The organism is Myroides sp. 1354, from assembly GCF_030324495.1.
In the GTDB taxonomy this organism is placed as follows: domain Bacteria; phylum Bacteroidota; class Bacteroidia; order Flavobacteriales; family Flavobacteriaceae; genus Flavobacterium.
Genome location: NZ_JACAGN010000003.1, coordinates 30,125 through 53,082 on the forward strand (window position 1 = coordinate 30,125; position 22,958 = coordinate 53,082).

Annotated in this window: 20 protein-coding genes; 4 read left to right on the plus strand and 16 right to left on the minus strand. The window is 36.2% G+C overall.

Going from position 1 to position 22,958, the window contains the following annotated elements:
* Positions 1 to 127: 127 nt before the first annotated feature.
* Complete coding sequence (locus HX004_RS04615; RefSeq protein ID WP_286441161.1) at positions 128 to 274, plus strand: hypothetical protein; 147 nt, start codon at positions 128 to 130, stop codon at positions 272 to 274.
* A 6-nt stretch (positions 275 to 280) separates the two neighbouring features.
* Here the strand turns inward: HX004_RS04615 and HX004_RS04620 are convergent, their stop codons facing one another.
* From HX004_RS04620 to HX004_RS04635, 4 genes are all read right to left on the minus strand, one after another.
* Positions 281 to 1,711 carry an RtcB family protein gene (locus tag HX004_RS04620; RefSeq protein ID WP_286441162.1) on the minus strand — a complete coding sequence of 477 codons (1,431 nt, stop codon included), beginning with the start codon at positions 1,709 to 1,711 and terminating at the stop codon, positions 281 to 283.
* Positions 1,712 to 1,763: 52 nt separating this feature from the next.
* Positions 1,764 to 2,822: a nucleotidyltransferase domain-containing protein gene (locus HX004_RS04625; protein WP_286441163.1), complete on the minus strand. Its 1,059-nt coding sequence runs from the start codon at positions 2,820 to 2,822 to the stop codon at positions 1,764 to 1,766.
* Positions 2,819 to 3,571 carry a nucleotidyltransferase domain-containing protein gene (locus HX004_RS04630; protein WP_286441164.1) on the minus strand — a complete coding sequence of 251 codons (753 nt, stop codon included), beginning with the start codon at positions 3,569 to 3,571 and terminating at the stop codon, positions 2,819 to 2,821. The genes HX004_RS04625 and HX004_RS04630 overlap by 4 nt, the downstream gene beginning before the upstream one ends.
* A gap of 152 nt (positions 3,572 to 3,723) precedes the next feature.
* A complete protein-coding gene (locus HX004_RS04635) occupies positions 3,724 to 4,818 on the minus strand; it encodes a slipin family protein (protein WP_286441165.1) in 1,095 nt (364 codons plus the stop codon).
* A 739-nt stretch (positions 4,819 to 5,557) separates the two neighbouring features.
* Here HX004_RS04635 and HX004_RS04640 point away from each other — a divergent pair.
* On the plus strand, positions 5,558 to 6,589 hold the full coding sequence (locus HX004_RS04640; RefSeq protein ID WP_286441166.1) for a helix-turn-helix transcriptional regulator: 1,032 nt from the start codon (positions 5,558 to 5,560) through the stop codon (positions 6,587 to 6,589).
* On the opposite strand, the gene HX004_RS04645 is transcribed toward HX004_RS04640, so the two are convergent.
* Positions 6,584 to 7,504 (minus strand): hypothetical protein, encoded by a 921-nt coding sequence (locus HX004_RS04645; RefSeq protein WP_286441167.1) that lies wholly within the window; start codon positions 7,502 to 7,504, stop codon positions 6,584 to 6,586. The two genes, HX004_RS04640 and HX004_RS04645, sit on opposite strands and share 6 nt — an antisense overlap.
* 167 nt (positions 7,505 to 7,671) lie before the next feature.
* Here HX004_RS04645 and HX004_RS04650 point away from each other — a divergent pair, with 167 nt between their 5' ends.
* Positions 7,672 to 8,178, plus strand: coding sequence for a DUF1648 domain-containing protein (locus HX004_RS04650; RefSeq protein ID WP_286441168.1), 507 nt, complete (start codon positions 7,672 to 7,674; stop codon positions 8,176 to 8,178).
* 125 nt (positions 8,179 to 8,303) lie between these two features.
* Here HX004_RS04650 and HX004_RS04655 read toward each other — a convergent pair whose 3' ends face one another.
* The 8 genes from HX004_RS04655 to HX004_RS04690 all read right to left on the minus strand — a co-directional run bounded on the left by HX004_RS04655 (position 8,304) and on the right by HX004_RS04690 (position 16,976).
* Positions 8,304 to 9,605, minus strand: a complete 1,302-nt coding sequence (locus HX004_RS04655) for a dihydrolipoamide acetyltransferase family protein (protein ID WP_286441170.1) — start codon at positions 9,603 to 9,605, stop codon at positions 8,304 to 8,306.
* An 83-nt stretch (positions 9,606 to 9,688) separates the two neighbouring features.
* Entirely contained in the window at positions 9,689 to 10,858 is a 1,170-nt protein-coding gene (locus HX004_RS04660; RefSeq protein ID WP_286441171.1) for a glycosyltransferase family 2 protein, read from the minus strand.
* 103 nt (positions 10,859 to 10,961) lie between these two features.
* Complete coding sequence (locus HX004_RS04665; protein WP_286441172.1) at positions 10,962 to 12,644, minus strand: tetratricopeptide repeat protein; 1,683 nt, start codon at positions 12,642 to 12,644, stop codon at positions 10,962 to 10,964.
* 34 nt (positions 12,645 to 12,678) lie between these two features.
* Positions 12,679 to 13,632 (minus strand): PstS family phosphate ABC transporter substrate-binding protein, encoded by a 954-nt coding sequence (locus HX004_RS04670; RefSeq protein ID WP_286441173.1) that lies wholly within the window; start codon positions 13,630 to 13,632, stop codon positions 12,679 to 12,681.
* Positions 13,633 to 14,004: 372 nt separating this feature from the next.
* Positions 14,005 to 14,856, minus strand: a complete 852-nt coding sequence (locus HX004_RS04675; protein ID WP_286441174.1) for an energy transducer TonB — start codon at positions 14,854 to 14,856, stop codon at positions 14,005 to 14,007.
* Between the two features lie 26 nt (positions 14,857 to 14,882).
* Positions 14,883 to 15,428, minus strand: a complete 546-nt coding sequence (locus HX004_RS04680) for an ExbD/TolR family protein (protein ID WP_286441176.1) — start codon at positions 15,426 to 15,428, stop codon at positions 14,883 to 14,885.
* A gap of 22 nt (positions 15,429 to 15,450) precedes the next feature.
* Entirely contained in the window at positions 15,451 to 16,080 is a 630-nt protein-coding gene (locus HX004_RS04685) for a biopolymer transporter ExbD (RefSeq protein ID WP_286441177.1), read from the minus strand.
* 59 nt (positions 16,081 to 16,139) lie between these two features.
* Positions 16,140 to 16,976: a MotA/TolQ/ExbB proton channel family protein gene (locus HX004_RS04690; RefSeq protein ID WP_182647000.1), complete on the minus strand. Its 837-nt coding sequence runs from the start codon at positions 16,974 to 16,976 to the stop codon at positions 16,140 to 16,142.
* 336 nt (positions 16,977 to 17,312) lie between these two features.
* Here HX004_RS04690 and HX004_RS04695 point away from each other — a divergent pair, with 336 nt between their 5' ends.
* Positions 17,313 to 18,866 carry a helicase HerA-like domain-containing protein gene (locus tag HX004_RS04695; RefSeq protein WP_286441178.1) on the plus strand — a complete coding sequence of 518 codons (1,554 nt, stop codon included), beginning with the start codon at positions 17,313 to 17,315 and terminating at the stop codon, positions 18,864 to 18,866.
* Positions 18,867 to 18,870: 4 nt separating this feature from the next.
* Here the strand turns inward: HX004_RS04695 and HX004_RS04700 are convergent, their stop codons facing one another.
* From HX004_RS04700 to kynU, 3 genes are all read right to left on the minus strand, one after another.
* The gene (locus HX004_RS04700; protein ID WP_286441179.1) at positions 18,871 to 20,217 is read right to left on the minus strand and encodes an FAD-dependent oxidoreductase; all 1,347 of its coding nucleotides are present in this window, start codon (positions 20,215 to 20,217) and stop codon (positions 18,871 to 18,873) included.
* Between the two features lie 293 nt (positions 20,218 to 20,510).
* Positions 20,511 to 21,593 (minus strand): agmatinase family protein, encoded by a 1,083-nt coding sequence (locus HX004_RS04705; protein WP_286441180.1) that lies wholly within the window; start codon positions 21,591 to 21,593, stop codon positions 20,511 to 20,513.
* A 61-nt stretch (positions 21,594 to 21,654) separates the two neighbouring features.
* Positions 21,655 to 22,935 carry a kynureninase gene (gene kynU, locus HX004_RS04710; RefSeq protein ID WP_286441181.1) on the minus strand — a complete coding sequence of 427 codons (1,281 nt, stop codon included), beginning with the start codon at positions 22,933 to 22,935 and terminating at the stop codon, positions 21,655 to 21,657.
* Between the last annotated feature and the right edge of the window lie 23 nt (positions 22,936 to 22,958).

Consider the following 22,958-nt stretch of genomic DNA (forward strand, 5'->3'; position numbering starts at 1 on the left):
ATCTCATTTAGTTTATATTTTTTTATTGGTATTCGATGAATCTACGCTACGCTACGATTTGTACTTTGTGAAGTTTGCTCTTTGTGAAGTTTGCTCTTTGTGAGGTTTGTTGATTGTTGACGGTCGTTTGTCACGCCAACAACAATCAACAAACAACAATCAACAAACAACAATCAACAAACAACAATCAACAAACAACCATCAACAAACAACCATCAACAAACAACCATCAACAAACAACCACCAACAAACAACAATCAACGAACAACCGTAAACCACCTCAATCCTCTCTACTTCCATCATCGGCCATACGGACAATTTTGGGTGTAAACATTGCTACCACGTCCACTAAGTTTCCTTGTGCGGCCATCACTTGGTGAATATCTTTATACGCCATCGGTGCTTCATCTTTTCCTGCTCCGATGAGTTCTACGCCGTGATCTTGTAGAACAGCCTTAATATCGCTTGATTTTAGCGTTTTGATGGCTTGTGTTCGACTCATCTGTCGTCCTGCTCCATGGGAGGCTGAGTTTAGTGCCTCTTCTTCTCCTTTTCCTCTCACCAAAAACCCAGGTGCAGTCATGGATCCCGGGATAATTCCCATTACTCCTTTACTCGCAGGTGTAGCTCCTTTACGGTGTACAATCACTTCTTTTCCTTGGTACATTTCCTTCCAAGCAAAGTTATGGTGGTTCTCAATTTTCGCGAGTACTTCTGCTCCAATGGCTTTGGTCAATTTATCGTGAATCACCTCGTGACAAGCAGAAGCATAGTCACCAGCCAAATTCATCAAAGTCCAATATTCTTGTCCAGCTTCTGAATTCAAATCCAAATAAGCTAAATTTTGCGCTTCATGAGGCAACTTACATTGGTCTTTGGCAATTTGGGTATAGCGTCCAGCAATCATGGCCCCCATTCCTCGGGATCCTGAATGAGTCAACAAGGCTAAATAGGTTCCCTTTTCAATATTCAAAACCTCATCGCGTTCCATAAATTCCATTAATCCCCATTCTACAAAGTGATTTCCTCCTCCAGAAGACCCCAATTGAGCCCATGCTTTGTCTTGTAAATTCTTGATGAAGGGGTTCAAATTGAACTCCCCGCGATCTAAAATAGCATGTTGAGCTTTATATTGTCCATGAAATCCATGTCCCGCTCCAAACTTGGTATGCTTGATTAATTGTTCTTTTAACAAGGCCTCCATTCCGTAGAACTCTACTCCCTTGATATCAAAAATAGACAGCGCCATTCGACATCCAATATCCACTCCTACACCATAGGGAATCACCGCATGTTCTGTGGCTAATACCCCTCCAATTGGCAATCCATACCCCTGATGAGCATCGGGCATTAAAGCCCCTGCAACAGCCACAGGTAATTTTACTGCGGTTTGCATTTGTCGGATGGCTCCTTCTTCAATATGCTGAGCGCCATAAACACTATAATCCACTGCTTCTTCTCTCAAGGGAATTACATCTTCTACTTCTCGCTGACCAACGCCTTCGATAATAGCGGTTGCTAGTTTTCCAAATATCTTATGGTTGATGTAATCTTCGGCATTATCCAACACCATTTTGTAATGGGCTAACATTTCTATTTTTGTTAGCCCTGTTCTCTTTTTATTTGCCTTTAAGGCTATACCCAATAATTTAGTTTGTGGGTATCCTAAGGCTATTAAATCGTTTCCGTTTATTGTTGTATTTTCTTTCATTTTCTTCTGTTATCTGTTATGAGTTATCGGTAAAACTGTCAACCGTCAACTGTTAACCATATAACTCCATTCTCATTTCAACTAACATCTTTTCTACAAATGCGATATCGGGTTGATCTGGCAAATCAGAATGAGCTTCTAGTGCTTCTATTTCTTCATTGAGTTGAGTTACTTTTTCTAAAAGCTCCTCATAACTATAATCTCCTGCTTTTATCTTCAATAATTCCTCTCGATGCGGAGTCCATACTTGGATTGTGTTCCATTCGAAAATCGCTTTTGCAGTCAACATCAATCGGATGGTATGCATCATATTTTTGCTATCATATCCTCCCGTGTGACTAATCGTATTTTGGTATCGAGCATCGTTTCGTTTTTCCACCCAATCCCAATATTCTTTATGCTGTTTACAGTGTATGGAATACTCATCCTCCTTGCATAAGAGGTACGCTAGTATTTCTTCATCTTTGGAAATACTACTTACACTTACTTGATTCGCTTGGGCTGAACGCACAATTCCCTTGTATCCTTTATCTCCTACTGCATCATAAAACAGCGCATAAACATCTTTTGCATGATTCATCTTTACTAATCCACAAGCGTTCTGTTGTTTTGAATGAGCCATCAACCACGTTTTTAAATGCACGGTTTGATCTGCTTCTAATACATAACAAAAATCCAACAACTCCTTGCGCTTCTTATCTATCGGATTAAACACTTTTTTATTCAACCCCTTTGCCTTCTTTATTTGAGTCATTGCATATCCTGCAAATGCATCTTTGGCTAGTTTAGACAAGAAATCGGACAACTTCACTTTTTCCATTAACGGATGTTTATACAAGATAAACTCCTTTGGAGTAGCTAACAATTCTAAGATGCTGGGATTACTCTTACTCAACAACTCCATAAAGCGTCCCAATTCATAATACACAATATCATTGGTTTCATTGCTGATTTGGGAGATATAATTCAATCCAAAAAATTGTTCTTTTGGCAAGTAAAACACACCTCGAATATCCGTATCCGAATCTGGAGTTGCTAATCCATAGGCTCGACTCCCACTGATGCATTCAAACAGTAAAAGTCCACGTTTTTTCATTTCTTCAATTGTCATAGGTTTACCTCCTTTCTAAAAAATTCATTTAATCGTTCTACCTCAAACGTGCCCTTTTTTTTCTGCACTTGAACTCGAGCCAAATCAACATATAAGTCACTAACATACTTTTTCAATGTAACTTTCCAAGTATAAAAATCTTGTTCTGTTGCCTTTGCTTTTTCTTCCATTAACTGAAGAATATCCTTTTTTAAAACGGGATCTTCAACTAACTCCAATAGAGGTTTGAATTCCATTGGAGCAATTGAACCGTGTTGTGCATTCCATTTTGCCGACAACAAGGCGCGGAGAATATAGAACAATGTTTTGTATTTGACTTGGTTCTCCTTCATTGCTTCCATCTTTTTCTTTGCCAATCCTAAATAGTGATGCGTATGTGTTTGTTGACAATAAAATTGCTGACACAATACCTCTAACTCTTTTTTAAAACCAGCTGTTTCTCTGTAAACTATGGGAGATTGAATCCATTCAAATATCGTGGTATTAGACTGAAATACTAATTTCAATACTTTTTTTAAATCCCAAGCATTAAAATCCCATACTTCATCTATTGGCAACTGTAAAAAATCTTGTGTTTCAACAACGCTTAAATACGTTTCTTTTTTTCTTTTATAGATCAAACGCACGTCGTAATCGCTATCTACAGAAGCAAATCCCCAAGCTCGACTTCCCGATTCACAGGCGTACAACACTTGTATGTCATATACTGCCTCTATTTCTTTTATCTTTTTCTGTATGATTGTTTTCATTTTTTTATCGGTTATCAGTTATGGGTTATCAGTTATGGGTTATCGGTTATCGGTTATCGGTTATCGGTTATGGATTATGGGTTATGGATTATGGGTTATCGGTTATGAGTTATGGGTTATGATAACTGATAACGATAACTGATAACCGTTAACTACCTCCCAAATACCTCTTTCAATTGTTTCAATACATTTCCGCCACCTGATAGGCTAATTTCTCCAACTTTATCAGCAATTTTTTCAATATACTCCATTTCTTTCAATCGCATCAGCATCTCATTTTCCTCCATCAATTTCGCTGTATTCAGCAAGCTACGAGTAGCGGCTGTTTCTTCTCGTCTCGTAATCATGTTTGCTTGCGCTTTTTTCTCGGCAATCAATACCTGATTCATAATCTCTCGAATATCCCCTGGCAGGATAATATCTTTGATGCCACAAGTTTTCAAAGCAATACCTAAAGCTGCGATTTCTTCTTGTACCGCTTCCAAAATGGCTTGAGAGACATTCTCTTTGTTCTCCATTAGCTCGTCAAAAGACAAACGTCCTATTTTTTCTCTCAGCATCAGTTGAATGGCATTGTACATTTGTTTCTCCACTTCTTTGTTTTCCACATAGGCCGTTAACATATTTTGTACTTGATAAACGATATTGAAATTAATGCGCAATTGCACTTTGTCTTTGGTTAAGATTTCCTGCCCATTCATATCCATACTTTGCTGACGTACATCAACAAAGATGATTTGCACTTTACTCTCGTTTTTCCAATAGCAGTAGTCCCCAGCATTCAAGATACCCTGAAATTGTTCATCGACAAACAGCAAGCCCTTTTCATTTGCTCCAACGGTGTACATACGCAAGAAGTTTAACATATTGCCTTTGGTTCTGATGTTTCTAGCAATTGATGTTGGCACCTCTAAGGCCGTTGTTTGATAACGTTCAAATGAATAGATGTTTGTATCTTTCCAAAAGATATAACGTCCTGCGGAAAATACCGTATAGAACACCTTGTTTTTGTATACTACAATGATTTCATCATCCATTACATCCACGATATCCAATAGCCCCAATAGCTGTTCATTTTTCAACAAGGCATCCATATCGCGACGCATTGGAAATAGTTCCGATTGGTTGTATTCAATGATTTCTTTATTTCCCCACAGCCAATACTGACCAGCAGTATATACTTTTTGCAATTCTCCTTGGTTAAACACAAGGGCTACGTGATTGGTTTTTACTTGTAACTTTTTCATTTTCTATTTTTTTTATTTTTTATGTCATTTGTATAAAGAACAGATCGAACTCGGCTTCCTTTGTGGTCGGCGGAAAAAGAAGTTGACTCAAAAATCGAATGATTTGGTCTATAGTCTGGAATCCCTCAGCTAGCAAGTGATTCACCCTATAGTCTCCCTCTTTCTCTTTTTATCGTCTCACTTGTTTTTACAGGCTTTGACAAAGTGTTTTTGATTGTCTTTCTCTAGAGAAGGACGTCTAAAAACAGAAACACGAGTTGACTGAACTTTTTTATGGAGGAGATTTTTTATTGAAGTTCTCCTTCTTCACCAAAGATTGCTTTTGAGGCAATTGCTATTTTACTCTAACCAACTGAGTTATATTGCTACTGCAATAGTAGGATTCGAACCTACGACCCAAATAACGTAACTAAACCACTAGTCATTCACCGAAGCGAATGTGAGGAGTCGAACCTCATTTTTCTCTACATACAAACAGGATAAGGGGAACGATTGTGCCTTACTTCCGCGCTATACAGAAACGCTTCCGAGGTTTGTATCTTTCGAACAGTACAAAGATGCACCCCTAAGTACGCAAGCTATCTACGCACTAAAAAATAAATGAAAAATATTTTTCAAAATACTATATAACAGCTAATTACAATTAATGTTTTTTCGAAAAAATTCTAAGTACGCAAGTATATTGCGCAGCTTAATCTCAAATGCACTATATTTGAACAGGGAATAGACAAAAAAATCAATGGCAACAAACAAACTAGCGCTTTTGCGCTACCGCATTATAGACGATTGTTTACAGAATCGATTCAGAAAATGGACGTTGAATGACCTAATCGAAAAGGTAGCTGATGGATTATACGAATATGAAGGCATTGATAGTGGTATCAGTAAACGCACCATTCAGATGGACCTACAAACTATGCGCAGTGATAGTTTGGGCTATAACGCTCCTATTATTGTAGTAGATCGAAAGTATTATACGTATGAAGATCCACAGTACAGCATCAAAAATTCGCCTATTAACGACGCGGATATGGAAAAGCTCAAAGAGGTGGTTTCAATTCTAAAACACCTCAATGGATTTAGCCAAGTGGATGAGATGAGTGAGGTCATTGCCAAGTTAGACAATAGTTTATTGACGCGTAGTACACAAGCACCGAATTACATTCAGATGGAAGGCAATCCGTTGTTGAAGGGAATTAAGTTTATTAGTCCGTTGTACGAAGCGATTAAGAACAAGCAAACCTTGTTAATCGAATACAAATCGTTTAAATCCAAAGAGGCTTCTAAACAGTTCTATTATCCTTATTTGCTGAAAGAGTATCGCAACCGTTGGTTTTTGGTTACTAGAGCGAGTAAAGGGCGTCATCTCCTTACTTTGGCTTTGGATCGAATTGTCAACGTACATACCCTTCTCAATGAACCGTACAAAGAATATCAAGGGGTTAATTTTGATCGTTACTTTGAAGATACCTTAGGTGTAACCAAAACGGAACAGGATCGCGCGCAAAAAGTGATTCTCTGGGTCAATCAATATCATGCGCCTTATGTGAAGACTAAACCCTTACACAGTTCACAACAATTGATAGAGGAAAATGAAAAGGGAATGAAAATTCGCTTAGATGTAGTACTCAATTTTGAATTAGAACGCGAAATTTTAGGTTTTGGAGAAGCGATTGTCGTTCTTTCTCCTCGTCATCTGCAACGACAGATTGCCAAACGCGTGGAAAAAATGCATCAACATTATTTGAAGGAAGAAAATAGTATTTTATAATAATGCTTGAAATTTCTCAACCAATTGTTCGCCCTCTTTAGAAAAATAAGCCTCTTGTATTTGTTTACTCAATTGAATTAAATCTTCTCTTTGAGATAAATCTGCAATCAATTTTGTTGCCATACTAGTGAATACATAATCAAATTGTGAATACATTGTTGTCTTAAATTTCATCGTTAGAAAGATTAATAATTGAGGATCATTTTCTTTCTTTATATAGTTGATTAGATGCAAATCGGCATTAATCAATTCCTCTCTTTCCATTATTATTTGACGTAGTTCTCCTTTCTGACCTTCTGTCAAAGGATAAGGGTTTGACACAATATTCCTATTTTCATCTTCTTTTTCATTGAGTAATTCGAAAATGCCATCCCAATGCATCAAAGGAACTTTAATACAACTAATCATCCAGGATATATAATCTTTTTCTTGAATCTCAGAATTGCTATAATCTAAAATAGTTTGCAAAACTACAAGTTTCTCTTTGTACAAAAGATATTCCTCTGGTGTAACTTCTCTACCTCCATAAGACATTGCATGCGTCCAATAGAAATCTTCACTACCATCCTTATGTAAAAATAAAAGTAATTCCTGTCCTTCTACAAAATAAAAAGGTGTAGGACAAGTGACTGAATGCTCTGTAGCAATATAAATTTCCGTTTTGTTACTTGTTCCTTTTAGTTCCTCTTGTATAGTAAATACAGCAAATCCATCATGCAAAATAGGTGGTGGAGGGATACCATCAACATCTGCTTGAATTAGAACATCGATTAACCTCTTTACTTTTCCATACACCACATGATCAGCTGCTTTATACACATCGCTCAGTGTTCGAGGAAAAATAGGATAGGCTTGCAAAGAAGAATACGTTCCAACAAAAACCAAAAGAAGTAGAAAGGATATCATTTTTTGCATATCTGAAATAAATTACAACAACTATTCAATGCTCTCTAAGATACAATAATTAAAGCTTCATTTTTCATTTAATTTCAAAAGCACATTATACTTACTTTTAAATTTTATTAAAACTTAACTTAATTTTATTACGTTTATATTTAACTTTATTAACCTAATTACAAACTATGAATCAAAAACCAGTTGTAAAAATCACTTCTACCCCTCTTGATCGTTGTCTAGATGGAATTAGTTTGTTCTTATTGATTGCCTTTTTCGGTATAACAGTATTTTACTATGCTTCATTACCAGAAACCATCCCAACCCACTTTAATGCTGTGGGAGAACCTGATGCTTATGGTCACAAAGCTTCTCTTTTTCTGCTAGCGGGAATTGCTCTTTTGATTTTTCTTTTGTTGCGTTACTTTCAAACTAAACCCCATTTGTATAATTATCCAACAACAATAACCGAAGAAAATACCCAAGAACAGTACACCAAAGCCATGCGCATGATGCGTGTTCTAAACCTTACGACCTTAGTCATTCTCTTTTATCTGCAATTTCAAACCATTCAAACGGCTTTGGGCAATGCAGCAGGTTTAGGATCTTATTTTATTATTTTTGTAATAATCTCAGGCTTACTTCCGCTGCTTTTTTTGCTCCCTTCTAAAAAGAAACAACGTATAGTCAAATGATAAATAGTCAAAAGGTAAAAGCCAAAACATCTAATACAAAAAAAGGGATTGTCTAAGTGACAATCCCTTTTATATTTATATTTATATCGCTACCGTGAACTGTAAACCGTTCACCGTAAACCAAACTAGATTTCTCTATTAATATCCCAAGCTTCTAAAATGTCCGCTACACGCTTCACAAAAGAACCTCCTAATGCTCCATCTACTACACGGTGATCATAACTGTGTGATAAGAACATTTTTTGACGGATACCGATGAAGTCTCCTTCTGGTGTTTCAATAACTGCTGGTACTTTACGGATTGCTCCTAAAGCTAGGATACCTACTTGTGGCTGGTTGATGATTGGCGTACCGAAAACGCTACCAAATGTACCTACGTTTGTTACTGTGTATGTACCTCCTTGTGTATCGTCTGGTTTTAATTTACCAGCTTTTGCACGGTTTCCTAAGTCATTAACCGCTTTAGCCATCCCAACTAAGTTTAATTGATCTGCGTTTTTGATTACAGGTACAATTAAGTTTCCGTTTGGCAATGCTGCAGCCATTCCTAAGTTGATATTCTTTTTCTTAATGATGAAATCTCCATCAACAGAAATATTCATTCCTGGGAAATCTTTTAATGCTTTAGCTACTGCTTCCATAAAGATTGGTGTGAATGTTAATTTCTCACCTTCTCTCTTTTCGAAAGAGTTTTTAACTTTATCTCTCCATTTCACAATATTCGTCACGTCAACTTCGATAAACGATTGTACGTGAGCTGATGTTTGAACAGATTGTACCATGTAACCTGAGATCAGTTTACGCATACGATCCATTTCAACGATTTCATCTCCACCGTTTACTGATACTGGAGTTGCTTTTGCAGCTGGAACAGCAGCAGGTTTTGCTACTTCTACCTTAGCAGCTGGAGCAGCTACTGCTTGTGGTTGAGCACCTCTTGTCTCAACATAAGCTAAAATATCGTTTTTCGTTACTCTTCCTTCTTTTCCTGTTCCTTGGATAGCTTCCAACTCACTAATCGAAATGCCTTCCTCTTTTGCGATATTTTTAACTAAAGGCGAAAAGAATTTTTCAGATGCCGAAAAATCTACTGGTGCAGCAACGTCTTGTGCTACTTGTACTGTTTGTTCTACTGCTGCTACGGTTGGAGTTGATGTAGCTGCTGGAGTTGAAGCAACTGCTCCTCCTTCTGTTTCAATGATAGCGATTGTTTGTCCCACTTGAACAACATCGTCTACTTGAAATAATATTTCAACTAAAGTTCCCTCTACTTCTGATGGAACTTCACTGTCAACTTTATCTGTTGCGATTTCTAATACTGTCTCATCAGCCTCAATGCGATCCCCTACATTCTTCAACCAGTTTGTAATGGTTGCTTCCGCAACACTTTCTCCCATTTTGGGTAATTTCAATTCGAACTTTGCCATATTTATAACCTAAGGTTGTGTTTCTTAATTCAGATTACAAATTTAATAATATTTCGGACTTTTTCCACGTAAAGATAAAATTATCATTCTTCTAAAATTATCACGGATCCTTTACTATTACTATCATTACTACCAATCAAAAACAAAGAATTTACAGGTTTAATTTTATAAATTATTTCTGATCTATAATTTTTACGCATAAAGGTAATGATCTCTTTATTAGTTAAATAATCGCCATCAAAGATAATTTCTACTAAATCTTTACTTTCCTTCTCTTTTTGATCGATGTTCTCTTGCAGTTGATCTAGATTATCAACCAGAACAACAGTTTTTTTTATTGCTGTTTCAATCTGCTGTTTCAAGATTAAACTATCACTTAAAACGAAGATGGATTGAGCCTGCTCCAATGCGGAACTCTTTTTCTTTTGTTTTGCAAATAAAAACGTAAATGTAACTAAGCGCATGAACACCTCAAAAAGATAGGATTTTCGAAAGTGTTTTTCGTAAAAGATCTGAGTTCCTTTATGGAATCGCTTTACATATTCAAGATCTTTATCTGTACTTTCTCCTTTGTAATGGATGATGGTTGTATCAGCAAAATAATAGTTTTCATAGCCTGCTTTTAAGCTAGAATACGACAAATCCGTATCTTCTACATACATAAAAAAACGCTCGTCAAAACCGCCTAACTCCAAATACAACGTTCGTGGCATAAACATAAAAGCTCCTACTAATACTTCAACAGCACCATTCTTATTTTGAGGTAAATGAGCGGCATAATAGCCATTGAAGAAAGCACTTGAAGGAAATAATCGATAAAAGCCTGTAATCTTCATCAAAGAGCGCCAATAAGTAGGAATTCCCCGCTTCGATTCGGGTAAGAATCCACCGCGCCCGTCAATTAATTGACAACCTACGATTCCCAACTTTTCTTTGCGTTCGAAAAAAGCGAGCAATTGATGGAAGGTATCTTCTGCCACAACGGTATCTGGATTGAGAATGCAGATGTATTTTCCCTTTGCGTGTTTTACTCCAATATTATTACCTTTTGGAAATCCTAAATTCTCCTGATTGGAGAGGTAAAGAACCTCAGGAAATAGCTCGCGCATCATGGTTGCACTACTATCTTGAGAATTATTATCAACTACTATAATTTCTGCCTCAATTCCCTCCATAGCGGATTGCACAGATTTGATACATTGCTCCAAAAAGTAACGAACATTGTAGTTTAAAATAATTATAGATAGTTGCATCCGGCAAATATAGTAGGATTAAGAAAACTACAATAGAAATTCAACAAAAAAAAGGCTGAACACCTTTAGATATTCAGCCTTTTACTACTTTTAAACGTATAGTTTATCCTTTTTTAATTGCTTCCATTGTTTTTTTAGCAAAACTATTCGAAGGATCTAAGTTTAATACTTTTTTAAATTCTTCTACTGCTTCCGCATTTCTGTTTTTATTTGCATAATACGTCGCAATTGAAGTATGTGCTTCGATCACTTGATCTTTATTTGAAGCATCTTTTAATTCATTTTTCTCTGTTAACACTTTCAAGAATCCTTGGTAAGATTCAAACATTCTATCGTAAGCATCTACGTGGTCAATATAGCGATTAGCACGTGCTCTATAGAAATAAGCTTCTTGTGTTAATGGAGAAGCTTCAATTGTACGAGCTAAATACTCATCTGCTTTTTTCAATAACTCTTCGCTATCTGGACGCTCTCCAGATCCTAATAAGTAGTAAGAATATCCTACGTAGTAATTATCATAGATATACCCTGATGATTCTTTTATATCTGCAGAGATACTCAAAATATCAATTACCTCTTGGTATTTTTTCGCTCTGAATAAATCTAAACCATAACGATTAAATTCTCCTGCAATAGCCAACTCAACATTCACTGCATCTTTCAAGTGACTTAATCCTTTGTTGTACAATTCTTTGTTTGCTCCGTCGTTTGATAATCCAATTTCAGACAAACCTAAATACATATAATCTCTACCGATTGCATTTAAACTTTTAGATTCTTTCAAGTAAACTTTTAAGAACTTATCTAAAGCGTCCACACTCACTTGGTAGTTTTTATTTTCATAAGCAGCATATCCTAAATATCTGTAGATACGTGGATTTACTCCTTTCACATCTTTCATTTGTGTTGCTACACGCTCTAATTCTGGGTAGTTTTCTGTCAACACTAAGAAATCAGCATAACGCATTTGAGAATCAATAGAGTTTCCAGTCGCTTTGATGAATTTTTTATAGTTCTCTCCTGCTTTTGCGATTAATTCTTTTTCTTTCGGTGCATTAACTTTAGACCACATATATGAAATTTCAGCAATTTCTCTATATGCTGGTGCATAATCAGGTGTTGTTGCCAAGATTTCCTCACAAGCTTTAATTGCATCCGCATACGCTCGTGCACGCTTCGTAATCATAGCCATTTGCAATTTTGCATCTACTAAAGTATTGTCTAAATCGTACGCATTTCTAAAAGAAGCAAAAGCGTCATTTAAATTCTTTTGTTCTAAAAACGCACGTCCCAACAATAAATGCCCCATTGGATTGTTGTAATCTTTTGCTACAACATCTGCTGCAATGGTTTGTGCTGCTTTTGGATTTGGCATCTTTGAATTTAAATAAGCGGCTGCAATCAACAACTGCTCATTGTAATCTTTTTTCTTAATATCCTTTTCAGCCTTATTGAAATTAGCAACTGCCTCAGCTGCGCGATTGTTATCTAATTCAATTTGACCTAATCCAATATAGTTTAATGATCCTTTTGATTTAGCTAGAAGTCCTTTATCGAAATAATAACGTGCTGAATCTGATTGATCTTCTTTCAAGAATACATCTCCTAAATAGTAATAGTTGATTCCATCTGCTGGTTTTTTACCAATCAAATCTTTTAAAATCTCTTTAGCTTTATCAAATTGCTCTGCATTGATAGCTGTTTTTGCTTCATTAATACTTTGAGCAAAAGCAAAAGAACTACTTAAAGCTAAAGCTAACAATGAAATAGAATACTTTTTATTCATAATATATCGTTATTGTTTTATAAGTATGTGGTTTTTATTTAATTTCCTTTGTAACTACAATTTCCCTGGGTGGCGTATTAAAAGGGAATAATCCTGATTTTAACACAATGCGTTGTCCTTTATATCCTGCAATATACGAAGCAAATCCGGTACCTAGCCCATTTTTACCTTGCATATCCCAAACGTAAAGCTTGCGAATCAGAGGATAGGTTCCTTCAGCAATATTATTCTGACTGGGTTTATAGTATTGTTTATCCACTTCGTTCTTTACCGCTAGGACTTTCACCCCTTCGATATTTTTTTGAATAGCGGCATTGGGTTGCGTTAACCAATTCAATCCAATTACACCTATCGCCTTTGGATTCTTAACAACATAATCTATCACTTCTTCCGTTGTATTCAAGAAATAGGCATAATCCTTAGGAAAGGAATCAAAACCTGTTGCTTTTCTAAATGCTGCAGAAACACTTGAATGATAATTATCAAAAACAAGAAAAGAATCCCCTTCATTCAGGCGACCTTTTTCCAATTGCTTTAAAATTGCAGTATAATCAACGATAGAATCCGAAGCGGTTTTACTTGTCACAAAAACGATAGCATCACTGGCAAAGTGCGTTTGCTTCGGTGCTACAACTCCTTTATAGTGTTCCATTTCTTCTTCAGACATCAAACGAGGCAAAACGGCCACGCGAATGGAATCGGAGAACAACAAATTTAGAACCTCGCGTTCCGATTTAGGAAGTAAATTTAATTTCGCTCGTTTATATTCATTTTCAAAAAGAATAGCTACATCTTCAACAATTGGAAAAACGGATTCGTCTACTCCGATAGTTAAGTTGCCACTTAATAACGTTTCTTCTTGAGAAACTGTTTCTGTATTTGTATCAGCAGTTGTTGTCTTCTTATCCTTACATTGAAAGAACAAAGTCGTTGTTGCTAAAACACCAGCTAAAATCCCTATTCTAGCAGCGCTTCTTCTTTGAATCATATAAAACAAATTTAGAGCAAAACATAGTTTGCTCATTTACTTTCGTCTAAGATAGATATTCTTTGTAAGAAGGAAAAAATAAAAGTAGTTTTTAACATAAAAACTAGGAATAAAAAAAGCTTCGAAAGAATCGAAGCTTTTTTTAATCTTTTCCCATATTAGTATTCCACAAGCGGTAGAATCTAAAAAAACCATAGACTATTAATACAACACCGAACAAGATGCGGTGATTGTCTTCCATTTGAAAAGGCAATGACTTACTTACAATAAGTGCAATACCACAAAACAAATAAAGAAGAAAAAACAATAGTCCAAAAAAGAACAAAAATCGCTGTAAAAGCGATTTTTGTTTGAATTTATTGTTAAACATTACTATTGAACTTGAATTGTAATTGGTAATGTAAACTGTGATCGAACTGTTTTTCCGTTTTGTACCGCTGGTTTCCACTTCGGCATGTTAGACAACACGCGTACTGCTTCTTTTCCAGCACCGTAACCTGGGTCACGTACAACTTTGATATCAGTTAAAGAACCGTCTTTTTCAACGATAAACATTACGATAACACGGATAGATTTCACACCTGAATCGATGTCTGGAGTTCTAAAACGTTGAATAAATTGCTTATTAAACGCTTGCATTCCTCCAGGGTATTCAGCTGGTACTTGTACAGCAATGAAAACTTCGTTTCCATCTCCGTCACCACCCGAACCGGTTCCTTTGTCCGCTTCTCCTGTTTTTTCTTTAATCTTGATCTCCCCTTTGTCCTTATCACCTTTCATGTCTTTTGTTCCTACATCAGCTGATTCTAGCTCTTTTTGAGAAACAATTTCTTCCTTCACTTCTTCTTTCTTAGCAATTTCAGGTTCAGTAAACTTTTTCGTATCGTTTATTGATTTTACCTCATCTGCTGGTGGAGGTGGTGGAGGTGGTGGTACATCCTCTGGGGGTGGTGGAGGTGGTGGGATATCTTCAGGTAAATTTAAATTTTCCATTTCGATAACCTTATCCAATTTTTCCACCTTATTATTTCCAAAAGTCCCTTTTGCCATTTCGATTAACATTGGTGAAACCAATGCTAAACCGAACAAAGCAATTCCTGAGAACAAAGCTACAGTGGTTACTTTTGGGTTTTCAGATCTCAATTGATATGCTCCGTAAGACTTGTTACGTCCTTCGAAGATAATATCAACCCAATCCTTTTTAAAGATATTTAATTTTGACATAATTTCTTAATTTCTCAGAACGTTAACTACTTCTCACCTAATATTTCTAAATCCTCAGGCGTGATATCTACTAATGCATATGATTTAATACCTGAGATAGCCATCTCATCTAAAATATCAACTAAATTGCGATATGTAGCTTTTTCACTTGCTCTGATGATCACGATCAAACCTTTGTCTGCTTCTCTCGAGTATGCAATAGCTTGTTTGTCTTTCTCTAACAATACTTGACGAATACCTGCTTTACCATAAGTCTGATCTGTTGGTCCTTCGATTGGGCTGTTAACCATACCCATATACCATTTTACTTTATTGTCTCCGCCAATTAGTATAGTCATTGTACGGTTCTCATCTACTTTTGTTTTCTCCTCTTCTTGAGTCTTGTCAGCATCCTTATCAGGCATTGCAAGATTCATAGACTGAGGCTTGTTCATAGATGTTGTCAACATAAAGAATGTAATCAATAAGAACGCTAAGTCCACCATCGCAGTTAAATCTACTCCGGCATTTTGTTTCTTACTTCTTACTTTTTTATCCTTATTGCCTCCGCCGCCTGTATTTAATTCAGCCATTTACAGTTTAATTTTTTAATGATTAAAAATCTTCGTTTCTAAGTCCTGTAACTAAGAAGAATTTATTTACACGTTGCTCTTGCAAGATATCAATAACTTTTTTCACTGCAGGGTAATTTGCCTCAGCATCTCCCTTAATTGCAACGTCTAAAACTTTGTTATTTCTTTCTTTTGCCACTGTACGTGCCATCTCTACCCAATCCTTTAATTGATTGTTTACAGAGTCAGTTGGAACACCTGGTTGGTCCGCTCCAATTTTATTTCTAACATCTGCAGGTAGATTTAAAAATTTCTTCAATTCGTTAATAGGAGTTCCGATACCTTCAGTATAAGCAAATACTTGCTTCTCTTCATCATTAAACTCAATCTGATAACGACTACCCATTTTTTCAAGCGTAGCAATACGATCTTCTTTTCCCAAAACTCCAAAGAAAACCTTTTCTGCACCTGGTTCTCCTCCAATAGTAACTGTTGCTAAGTTACTTTCTGGCAATTTCGTTTGAACGGTTGAATTTGGTGTATCTACTGGTAATGGCTCCGGAAGCTTTGCTGTCGATGTTAATACGAAGAAAGTTAAGAGTAAGAATGACACGTCACACATCGCGGTCATATCTACGCTCATACTCTTCTTTTTCATTTTACCTTTAGCCATTGATAAATTTTTTAACTCCTATATTTTTCAATATAAGATTATTAATACTTATTCTAAAATTATTTTACTAATCCTTTGAATCTTCTGTATGCTTGAGTAATAGCAAATCCAGCTTCATCAATTGAATAAGTTAATCTATCAATTTTTGTAGTAAATGAGTTATACATTACAATCGCTAATGTTGAAGTACCAATACCTGTTGCAGTACAAACTAATGCTTCAGAAATACCTGTTGCTAATGCAGCTGAGTCAGGAGTACCAGAAGTTGCTAAAGCTGAGAACGCTTTAATCATCCCTGTTACTGTTCCTAATAATCCACATAATGTACCGATAGATACTAACGTAGCCAATACGATCATGTTTTTCTCTAACATTGGCATCTCAAGCGTTGTAGCTTCTTCGATTTCTTTTTGGATAGCTTCTGTAGCTTCTTCGCTATTGTATCCTTCTTTTTTCATTTGTTGATACTTCACTAAACCAGCTCTAACAACGTTAGCTACTGATCCTTTTTGAGTATCACAAGCTTCCATAGCTTCTTCGATTCTTCCTTCATTGATTGAAACTTGGATTTCTTTTACGAATTTTCCAACATCTCCTTTTCCTGAAGCTTTAGAAATCACTAAAAATCTCTCGATTGAGAAAACAATTGTCATAGTTAATAAACCAATTAACACAGCAACTACAGGTCCTCCCTTATAAACCATCCCCATAAAGTTACCTGGTAGTGGGTGTCCTGCTGGATCACCATTCTCAAAGTTCGCTGGATTACCCATTACGAATTGCCAAATGATATAACCAAAAACAATACATAATACTACAGCTAATGATGCAAATAATCTACTTGCTCCTGAGCTTGACCCTACTTTTTCAACTGATTCGTTTGATACGTTTGTCATCTTTTTTAAAATTTAATTCTTTTTTTTCAATTATTACTTATTACTTTTTTACTTTTTAAAGTCATCAGTGTCGCAAATTTATGTTTTTAGATGAAATAAAAAAATTAAAATCTATTTTTTTAAAATAAGCTAACCTTGACTTAACATAAGATTTTTTTATACTTACCTTAACTTTTAAAAAATAGTAAGCAGTGGTAAAGATAATAAGTCTAAATGAATTTTACTATCTTTATTTCATCAAGCCAGATACATTTAACATTTGATAATTATAGTATTTATTCATGTTTACTTGTGTATTTGGCTAAAAATCATCTTTAATTATATAAAATACACAAAATGAGCCTAGCAAATTTTAAAACGGACATCATTAATGGTTATAGTCATAAAAGTGATTTTATTACCATTGGCTGTGCAAATTTGGATCAAAAAATCGTTGCAGATACTTTTGTTAATCTACCATTAAAGACGTTAAATCGCCATGGATTGATTGCAGGAGCGACAGGTACAGGAAAAACAAAAACGATACAAGTGTTATCGGAACAACTCTCTGCGAAGGGAATCCCAGTGCTCATGATGGACATTAAAGGAGATTTTAGTGGTATTGCTGAAGCGGGAACACTGAATGATTTTATCAAAAATCGCCACGAACAGATGAATATTCCTTTTGAACCGAGTGGATTTCCCGTCGAATTACTAACATTATCACAACAAAACGGCGTGCGATTACGCGCCACAATAGCAGAATTTGGCCCGATTTTATTGAGTCGAATCCTCGAACTCAACGATACACAAGCGGGAATTATCGCCTTACTCTTCAAATTTGCAGCAGATCAACAGCTCGAATTAGTCGACTTAAGAGACTTCAAAAAACTCTTACAGTACCTTACTAATGAAGGAAAATCGGAAATCGAAAACGAGTATGGTCGAATTTCACCTGCTTCTACCAATGCAATTCTGAGGAAAGTAATTGAATTGGAACAACAAGGGGCTGATTTATTCTTCGGGCAACCTTCATTCGATGTACGCGATTTGATGCGTTATGACGACAAAGGCAGAGGGTATGTCAATATTTTGCGTTTGACTGATATTCAAGATAAACCGAAATTATTTTCTACGTTTATGCTGAATCTCTTGACTCAAGTATACAACCAAATGCCTGAACAAGGCGATAGTGGGCAACCTGAACTCGTTATTTTTATCGATGAAGCACACCTTATTTTCAACGAAGCGAGTAAAGCGCTATTAAATCAAATTGAAACTATTGTTAAGTTAATTCGCTCTAAGGGAATCGGAATTTACTTTATCACGCAAAATCCAACCGATATTCCCAATGGTGTATTGGCTCAATTGGGATTAAAGATTCAACATGCCTTGCGTGCCTTCACAGAAAAAGACAGAAAAGCCATCAAAGCAGCTTCAGAAAACTTTCCTTCTACCACTTATTATACAACCAATGAGATCATCACCCAATTGGGAACAGGTGAAGCTTTAGTAACCGCCTTAAATGAAAAGGGAATTCCAACTCCTTTAGTGGTGTGTACGATGCGAGCACCGATGAGTCGCATGGATATCTTAACCGAAGATGAAATCAAGGAAATCTTAAGTCAGTCAAAATTAGTACAACGCTACAATCAAACCCTTGATGTAGAAAGCGCTTATGAAATACTGGAAAAGCGTACAACGGCTATCAATGATCAGGCAGAAGCAACAACGACAAAGTCAACATCAACAACTAAAAAAGAAGATAATACAATTACAAAAAGTATTTTAAAGGTAGTTACAAGCGCTACTTTTATTAAAGGAGCTTTTAGTTTATTGAGCAAAGTAATGGGAGGATCAAACAGTTCGTCCAAATCAACAAAATCTACTACAGCTAGAAAACGAAAATAGAGGATTAAGATCCTCTATTTTCGTTTATCAATTGTTTTAATTTCTCTTCTATCTCCAAGCTATCCCAATGTTTTTCAATATCTTCTGTTGCCATGATTATATCCATAATCGCCGCTTGTTGATCACCAATAGCTAGCGCTTCTTGATAACTTCCTTGACTAAAAGTTACGCGATCGTATAAGGGCAACCAAAGATTGGGGTATTTTTTAGCAAACTTACTTTCTATTTTCTTGCGCAACAAGAATAAAGGGTTTGCAGTTTGTTCACTCATTTCTCTGAAATTGCGGTAGGACAATTCTGCAATTGCATCTGCATTAACCTTACGCGAATATTGATATTGGTCTAAGGCTTCTGTCCAATCGGTTGGATGTTGTAACAAGCAATCTAGTAGAACATCTACATCTTCTAATCCAGCATTCAGTCCTTGTCCATAAAAAGGCACAACGGCATGGGCGGCATCTCCAATTAATGCAACTTTATCCTTGTATACCCAAGGAAAACACGTCGTTGTAACAAGAGAATTTACTGGATTTTCAATGTACAATTCCAATAAATCAGGCATCAATTGCAGTGCATCGGGAAAATGCGTTTTAAAAAATGAAGTAACCTCTTCTTGTGTTTTTACGCTTTCAAAAGAAATTGATCCTTTATAAGGCATAAAAAGTGTACAGGTAAAAGAACCATCCATATTAGGTAAAGCAATCAGCATAAAGTCTTTTCTTGGCCAAATGTGAAAAGAGTTTTCATCCATGGCGAAAACACCTGCTTCTTTTGCAGGAATGACAAGTTCTTTATAGGCAATCGGCAAATACGATTGTTGGTATTCGAATCTACTGCGTCTTTGCAAGCGACTTCTCACTTTAGAATAGGCACCATCTGCTCCAAAAATGACATCGTGTTGAATTTCCGTCCATGCTTGATGCTCATATTCACTGGTATACAACACGCCTCTTTTGACATCTACACTCCAAATTGGGGTATTGAATACAAACTGAACTCCAACTTCTTCTGCCCAATCGACTAATTTCTTATTTAATCCTCCACGAGAAACAGCCCAAATAGCTTCCCCATGAATACCATAAGGTTGATGTTCTTCTCTATTTAGGTGATGAATGGCACGTTGATGCATTGGAATTCCAAATTGACGAACCCTCTCCTCCAATCCTACGCGTTTCAACATCTTCCATCCGCGTTCGGAAAGCGCTAGGTTAATAGAACGTCCTGAAAAATCAAGGGTGCGAATATCATCTCCTTTTTCATAAACAAAAACCTGATGTCCCTGTTGTTTTAGTGCAATGGCTAACACAGTTCCTACCAAACCACTCCCTACAATTGCAATACTTTTCCCCATATCCCCTTTCAATATTTGAATCTTTAATATAATTACCTAATTAATATTTGAATAGTGTTTTTCGCTCTACGTATTATCGACTACTTTTAAATCACACTCTTAACAGCAATGAAAAATTTAATTTGGATTATCGTTATTCTGCTGACAGGCTGTTGGTATATCTGTCAATTTATCTTTTATTTTGATGGCCTGCTCGTTTATAGCATGCTCACATTGGCCATCGTTTTAACCTTAATCAACTGTTTTCTAAAAGAAAATCAAAAAAAATAATCCCTTTAAAAGGGATTATTTTTTTATTTCTCAAATGTTAATTCCTTTCCAACTGCCAGTCCTTGTGATTTTGCGAATGCTCCACACATGTGAAATAAGAGTCTTGCTCCTACATTTCCATCCCAATCGTCTTCTCCTGGTGCTACTTCTACTAAATCCATTCCAATAATTTCTTTATTGGTTTCTGAAAGTCTAGTGATTAAGTAAGTTGCTTGCTCAAACGTTAATCCTCCTGGCACTGGTGTACCCGTGTTTGGGCAATACCAAGGTAACAAAGCATCGATATCAAAACTGATGACTACTTTTTGCGGTAAAGAAGCGATGATTTGATCGCATTTCGCTTTCCAGCTCATACCTTCAAACTCGTCTTTCTTTAAATCTACATCTGTATGAACCAACACGCGTCCTGAAGCTTTTACTACTTCTACCTCTTGTTCACAGAAATCGCGAATTCCCACTTGAACAATTTTTTCAACTTGAGGTAATTTCAATGTATTAAACATAATGGAAGCATGAGAATACGTAAATCCTTCATAGGCATCTCTTAAATCCATATGAGCATCAAAGTGTAAAATTCCGAAAGAATCATGGTGTTTTGCTACTGCGTTATAATATCCAAACGGCGTGCTGTGATCTCCACCTAATAAAACGACGCGTTTACCTTTGCTCATCCAATCCGCTACCCTTGCTTCTACTTCTTTATGTAAAGCATCACACACTTGGTTGATTGTATTTAAGCTGTCTTGTAAAGCAGGATGATCCGCTAGATCTTCTCCATTTTCTAAAGCTTCAATAATGGGTTGAGCTAACGTTTTATATGTTGCACTTTGCTCTTTCCAATGTGCGGGTGCTTCGTCAAAATAGATTCCCAACTTCCACAATTCAGGGTAGTTTTGGTGTAACAAATCCACTTGGTATGAAGCTTCTAAAATTGCTTCTGGTCCTTCTGATGCTCCAGCTCCATAACTCACCGTTACTTCCCAAGGCACAGGAACTACAATTATTTCACTTTCTTCTGCTGTAAAAGGCAAACCATAGATTGTTGCATCTGCTAACCCTGGTTGAGACGGATCAAAAGTCTCTATTTTTTGTTGCTTTGTTGACATATATTAAGCTGTTATTTTTCGCTGCAAATTTAGGAATTAAATCACTGTTGTACCATCAAAATTATTTTTGACTTAGAATCCCTTCTTTTAGGATTTGTCCGAAGTGATACATATCCTCAAAACTCGTGTATAAAGGTACTGGAGCCAAGCGAATCACATTGGGTTCTCTCCAATCGACAATCACTCCTGCCTCCATCAAATAAGTAAACATGGCACGTCCTTCTCCATGTAATAAAATAGACAGTTGACTCGCGCGTTCACTTTGTTCTGCTGGGGTGATAATTTCAAAATTCCCTCCTACTTCCGCACCAATCGTTTGGATGATAAATTCTAAATATGCCGTAATTAAATTTCTTTTCTCGATTAATTTAGGCATCCCCACCTCAGCAAATAATTCAACTGAAGCCAAATAGGGAGCCAAAGACAAAATAGGTAAATTACTAATTTGCCATCCGTGTGCGTTTTCAATAGGATCGTAATTCGGTTCCATCAAAAAGCGTCTTTCTTTGTTGTGTCCCCACCATCCACCTAAGCGAACTAAGTCTTTATTTGTATGGTGTTTTTCATGAATAAAACATCCAGAGGCATTTCCTGGTCCTGAATTCATGTATTTATAACTACACCAAGCAGCGAAATCCGCATCCCAATCGTGTAATTCTAAATTGATATTTCCAGCAGCATGCGCTAAATCCCATCCTACATATGCTCCTTGTTGATGCGCTTTTGCTGTAATGGTTTTCATATCTAGAACTTGTCCAGTATAATAATTCAAACCTCCCATTAGCACTAAAGCTAACTCATCTCCTACTTCTTCAATTTTTGCTAAAATGTCTTCTAATCTAAAGTTGTGTTCTCCTGGTCTTCTTTTTACCTCCACAATTACATCTTTAGGATCTAATCCATGCCATTTCACTTGAGTTTGGATTAAATATTGATCACTAGGAAATGCTTTTTCTTCACATAAAATCTTAACGCGTTTGCCTGAAGGTTTATAGAACGTAGCCATCAATAAATGTAGATTAACCGTCAACGTATTCATTACGGTTACTTCAGCTGGTTTAGCTCCTACAATTTTACTCAAAGGTGCACTAAATCTTTCGTGGTAATCCCACCAAGGTTTATCCGCATAAAAGTGTCCTTCTACTGCTAACTCCGCCCAATCTGTCATTACTTCATTTACATATTCTACCGCACGTTTGGGTTGAAGTCCAAGTGAATTACCTGTAAAATAAATCACTTGCTTCCCCTTTACTTTAGGGAAATTAAATTCACTTCTATAGTTTGACAAGGTATCTTTAGCATCAAGACTTTGAGCAAAAGCTAACGTATTCTCAAATTTCATGTTTTATAATTTTGGTTTTTGTA

Coding starts and splice junctions, on each gene's coding strand:
- HX004_RS04620 (WP_286441162.1), bottom strand. CDS start 1,711: ATGAAAGAAAATACAACAATAAACGGAAACGATTTAATAGCCTTAGGA.
- HX004_RS04625 (WP_286441163.1), bottom strand. CDS start 2,822: ATGACAATTGAAGAAATGAAAAAACGTGGACTTTTACTGTTTGAATGC.
- HX004_RS04630 (WP_286441164.1), bottom strand. CDS start 3,571: ATGAAAACAATCATACAGAAAAAGATAAAAGAAATAGAGGCAGTATAT.
- HX004_RS04635 (WP_286441165.1), bottom strand. CDS start 4,818: ATGAAAAAGTTACAAGTAAAAACCAATCACGTAGCCCTTGTGTTTAAC.
- HX004_RS04640 (WP_286441166.1), top strand. CDS start 5,558: ATGGCAACAAACAAACTAGCGCTTTTGCGCTACCGCATTATAGACGAT.
- HX004_RS04645 (WP_286441167.1), bottom strand. CDS start 7,504: ATGCAAAAAATGATATCCTTTCTACTTCTTTTGGTTTTTGTTGGAACG.
- HX004_RS04650 (WP_286441168.1), top strand. CDS start 7,672: ATGAATCAAAAACCAGTTGTAAAAATCACTTCTACCCCTCTTGATCGT.
- HX004_RS04655 (WP_286441170.1), bottom strand. CDS start 9,605: ATGGCAAAGTTCGAATTGAAATTACCCAAAATGGGAGAAAGTGTTGCG.
- HX004_RS04660 (WP_286441171.1), bottom strand. CDS start 10,858: ATGCAACTATCTATAATTATTTTAAACTACAATGTTCGTTACTTTTTG.
- HX004_RS04665 (WP_286441172.1), bottom strand. CDS start 12,644: ATGAATAAAAAGTATTCTATTTCATTGTTAGCTTTAGCTTTAAGTAGT.
- HX004_RS04670 (WP_286441173.1), bottom strand. CDS start 13,632: ATGATTCAAAGAAGAAGCGCTGCTAGAATAGGGATTTTAGCTGGTGTT.
- HX004_RS04675 (WP_286441174.1), bottom strand. CDS start 14,856: ATGTCAAAATTAAATATCTTTAAAAAGGATTGGGTTGATATTATCTTC.
- HX004_RS04680 (WP_286441176.1), bottom strand. CDS start 15,428: ATGGCTGAATTAAATACAGGCGGCGGAGGCAATAAGGATAAAAAAGTA.
- HX004_RS04685 (WP_286441177.1), bottom strand. CDS start 16,080: ATGGCTAAAGGTAAAATGAAAAAGAAGAGTATGAGCGTAGATATGACC.
- HX004_RS04690 (WP_182647000.1), bottom strand. CDS start 16,976: ATGACAAACGTATCAAACGAATCAGTTGAAAAAGTAGGGTCAAGCTCA.
- HX004_RS04695 (WP_286441178.1), top strand. CDS start 17,313: ATGAGCCTAGCAAATTTTAAAACGGACATCATTAATGGTTATAGTCAT.
- HX004_RS04700 (WP_286441179.1), bottom strand. CDS start 20,217: ATGGGGAAAAGTATTGCAATTGTAGGGAGTGGTTTGGTAGGAACTGTG.
- HX004_RS04705 (WP_286441180.1), bottom strand. CDS start 21,593: ATGTCAACAAAGCAACAAAAAATAGAGACTTTTGATCCGTCTCAACCA.
- kynU (WP_286441181.1), bottom strand. CDS start 22,935: ATGAAATTTGAGAATACGTTAGCTTTTGCTCAAAGTCTTGATGCTAAA.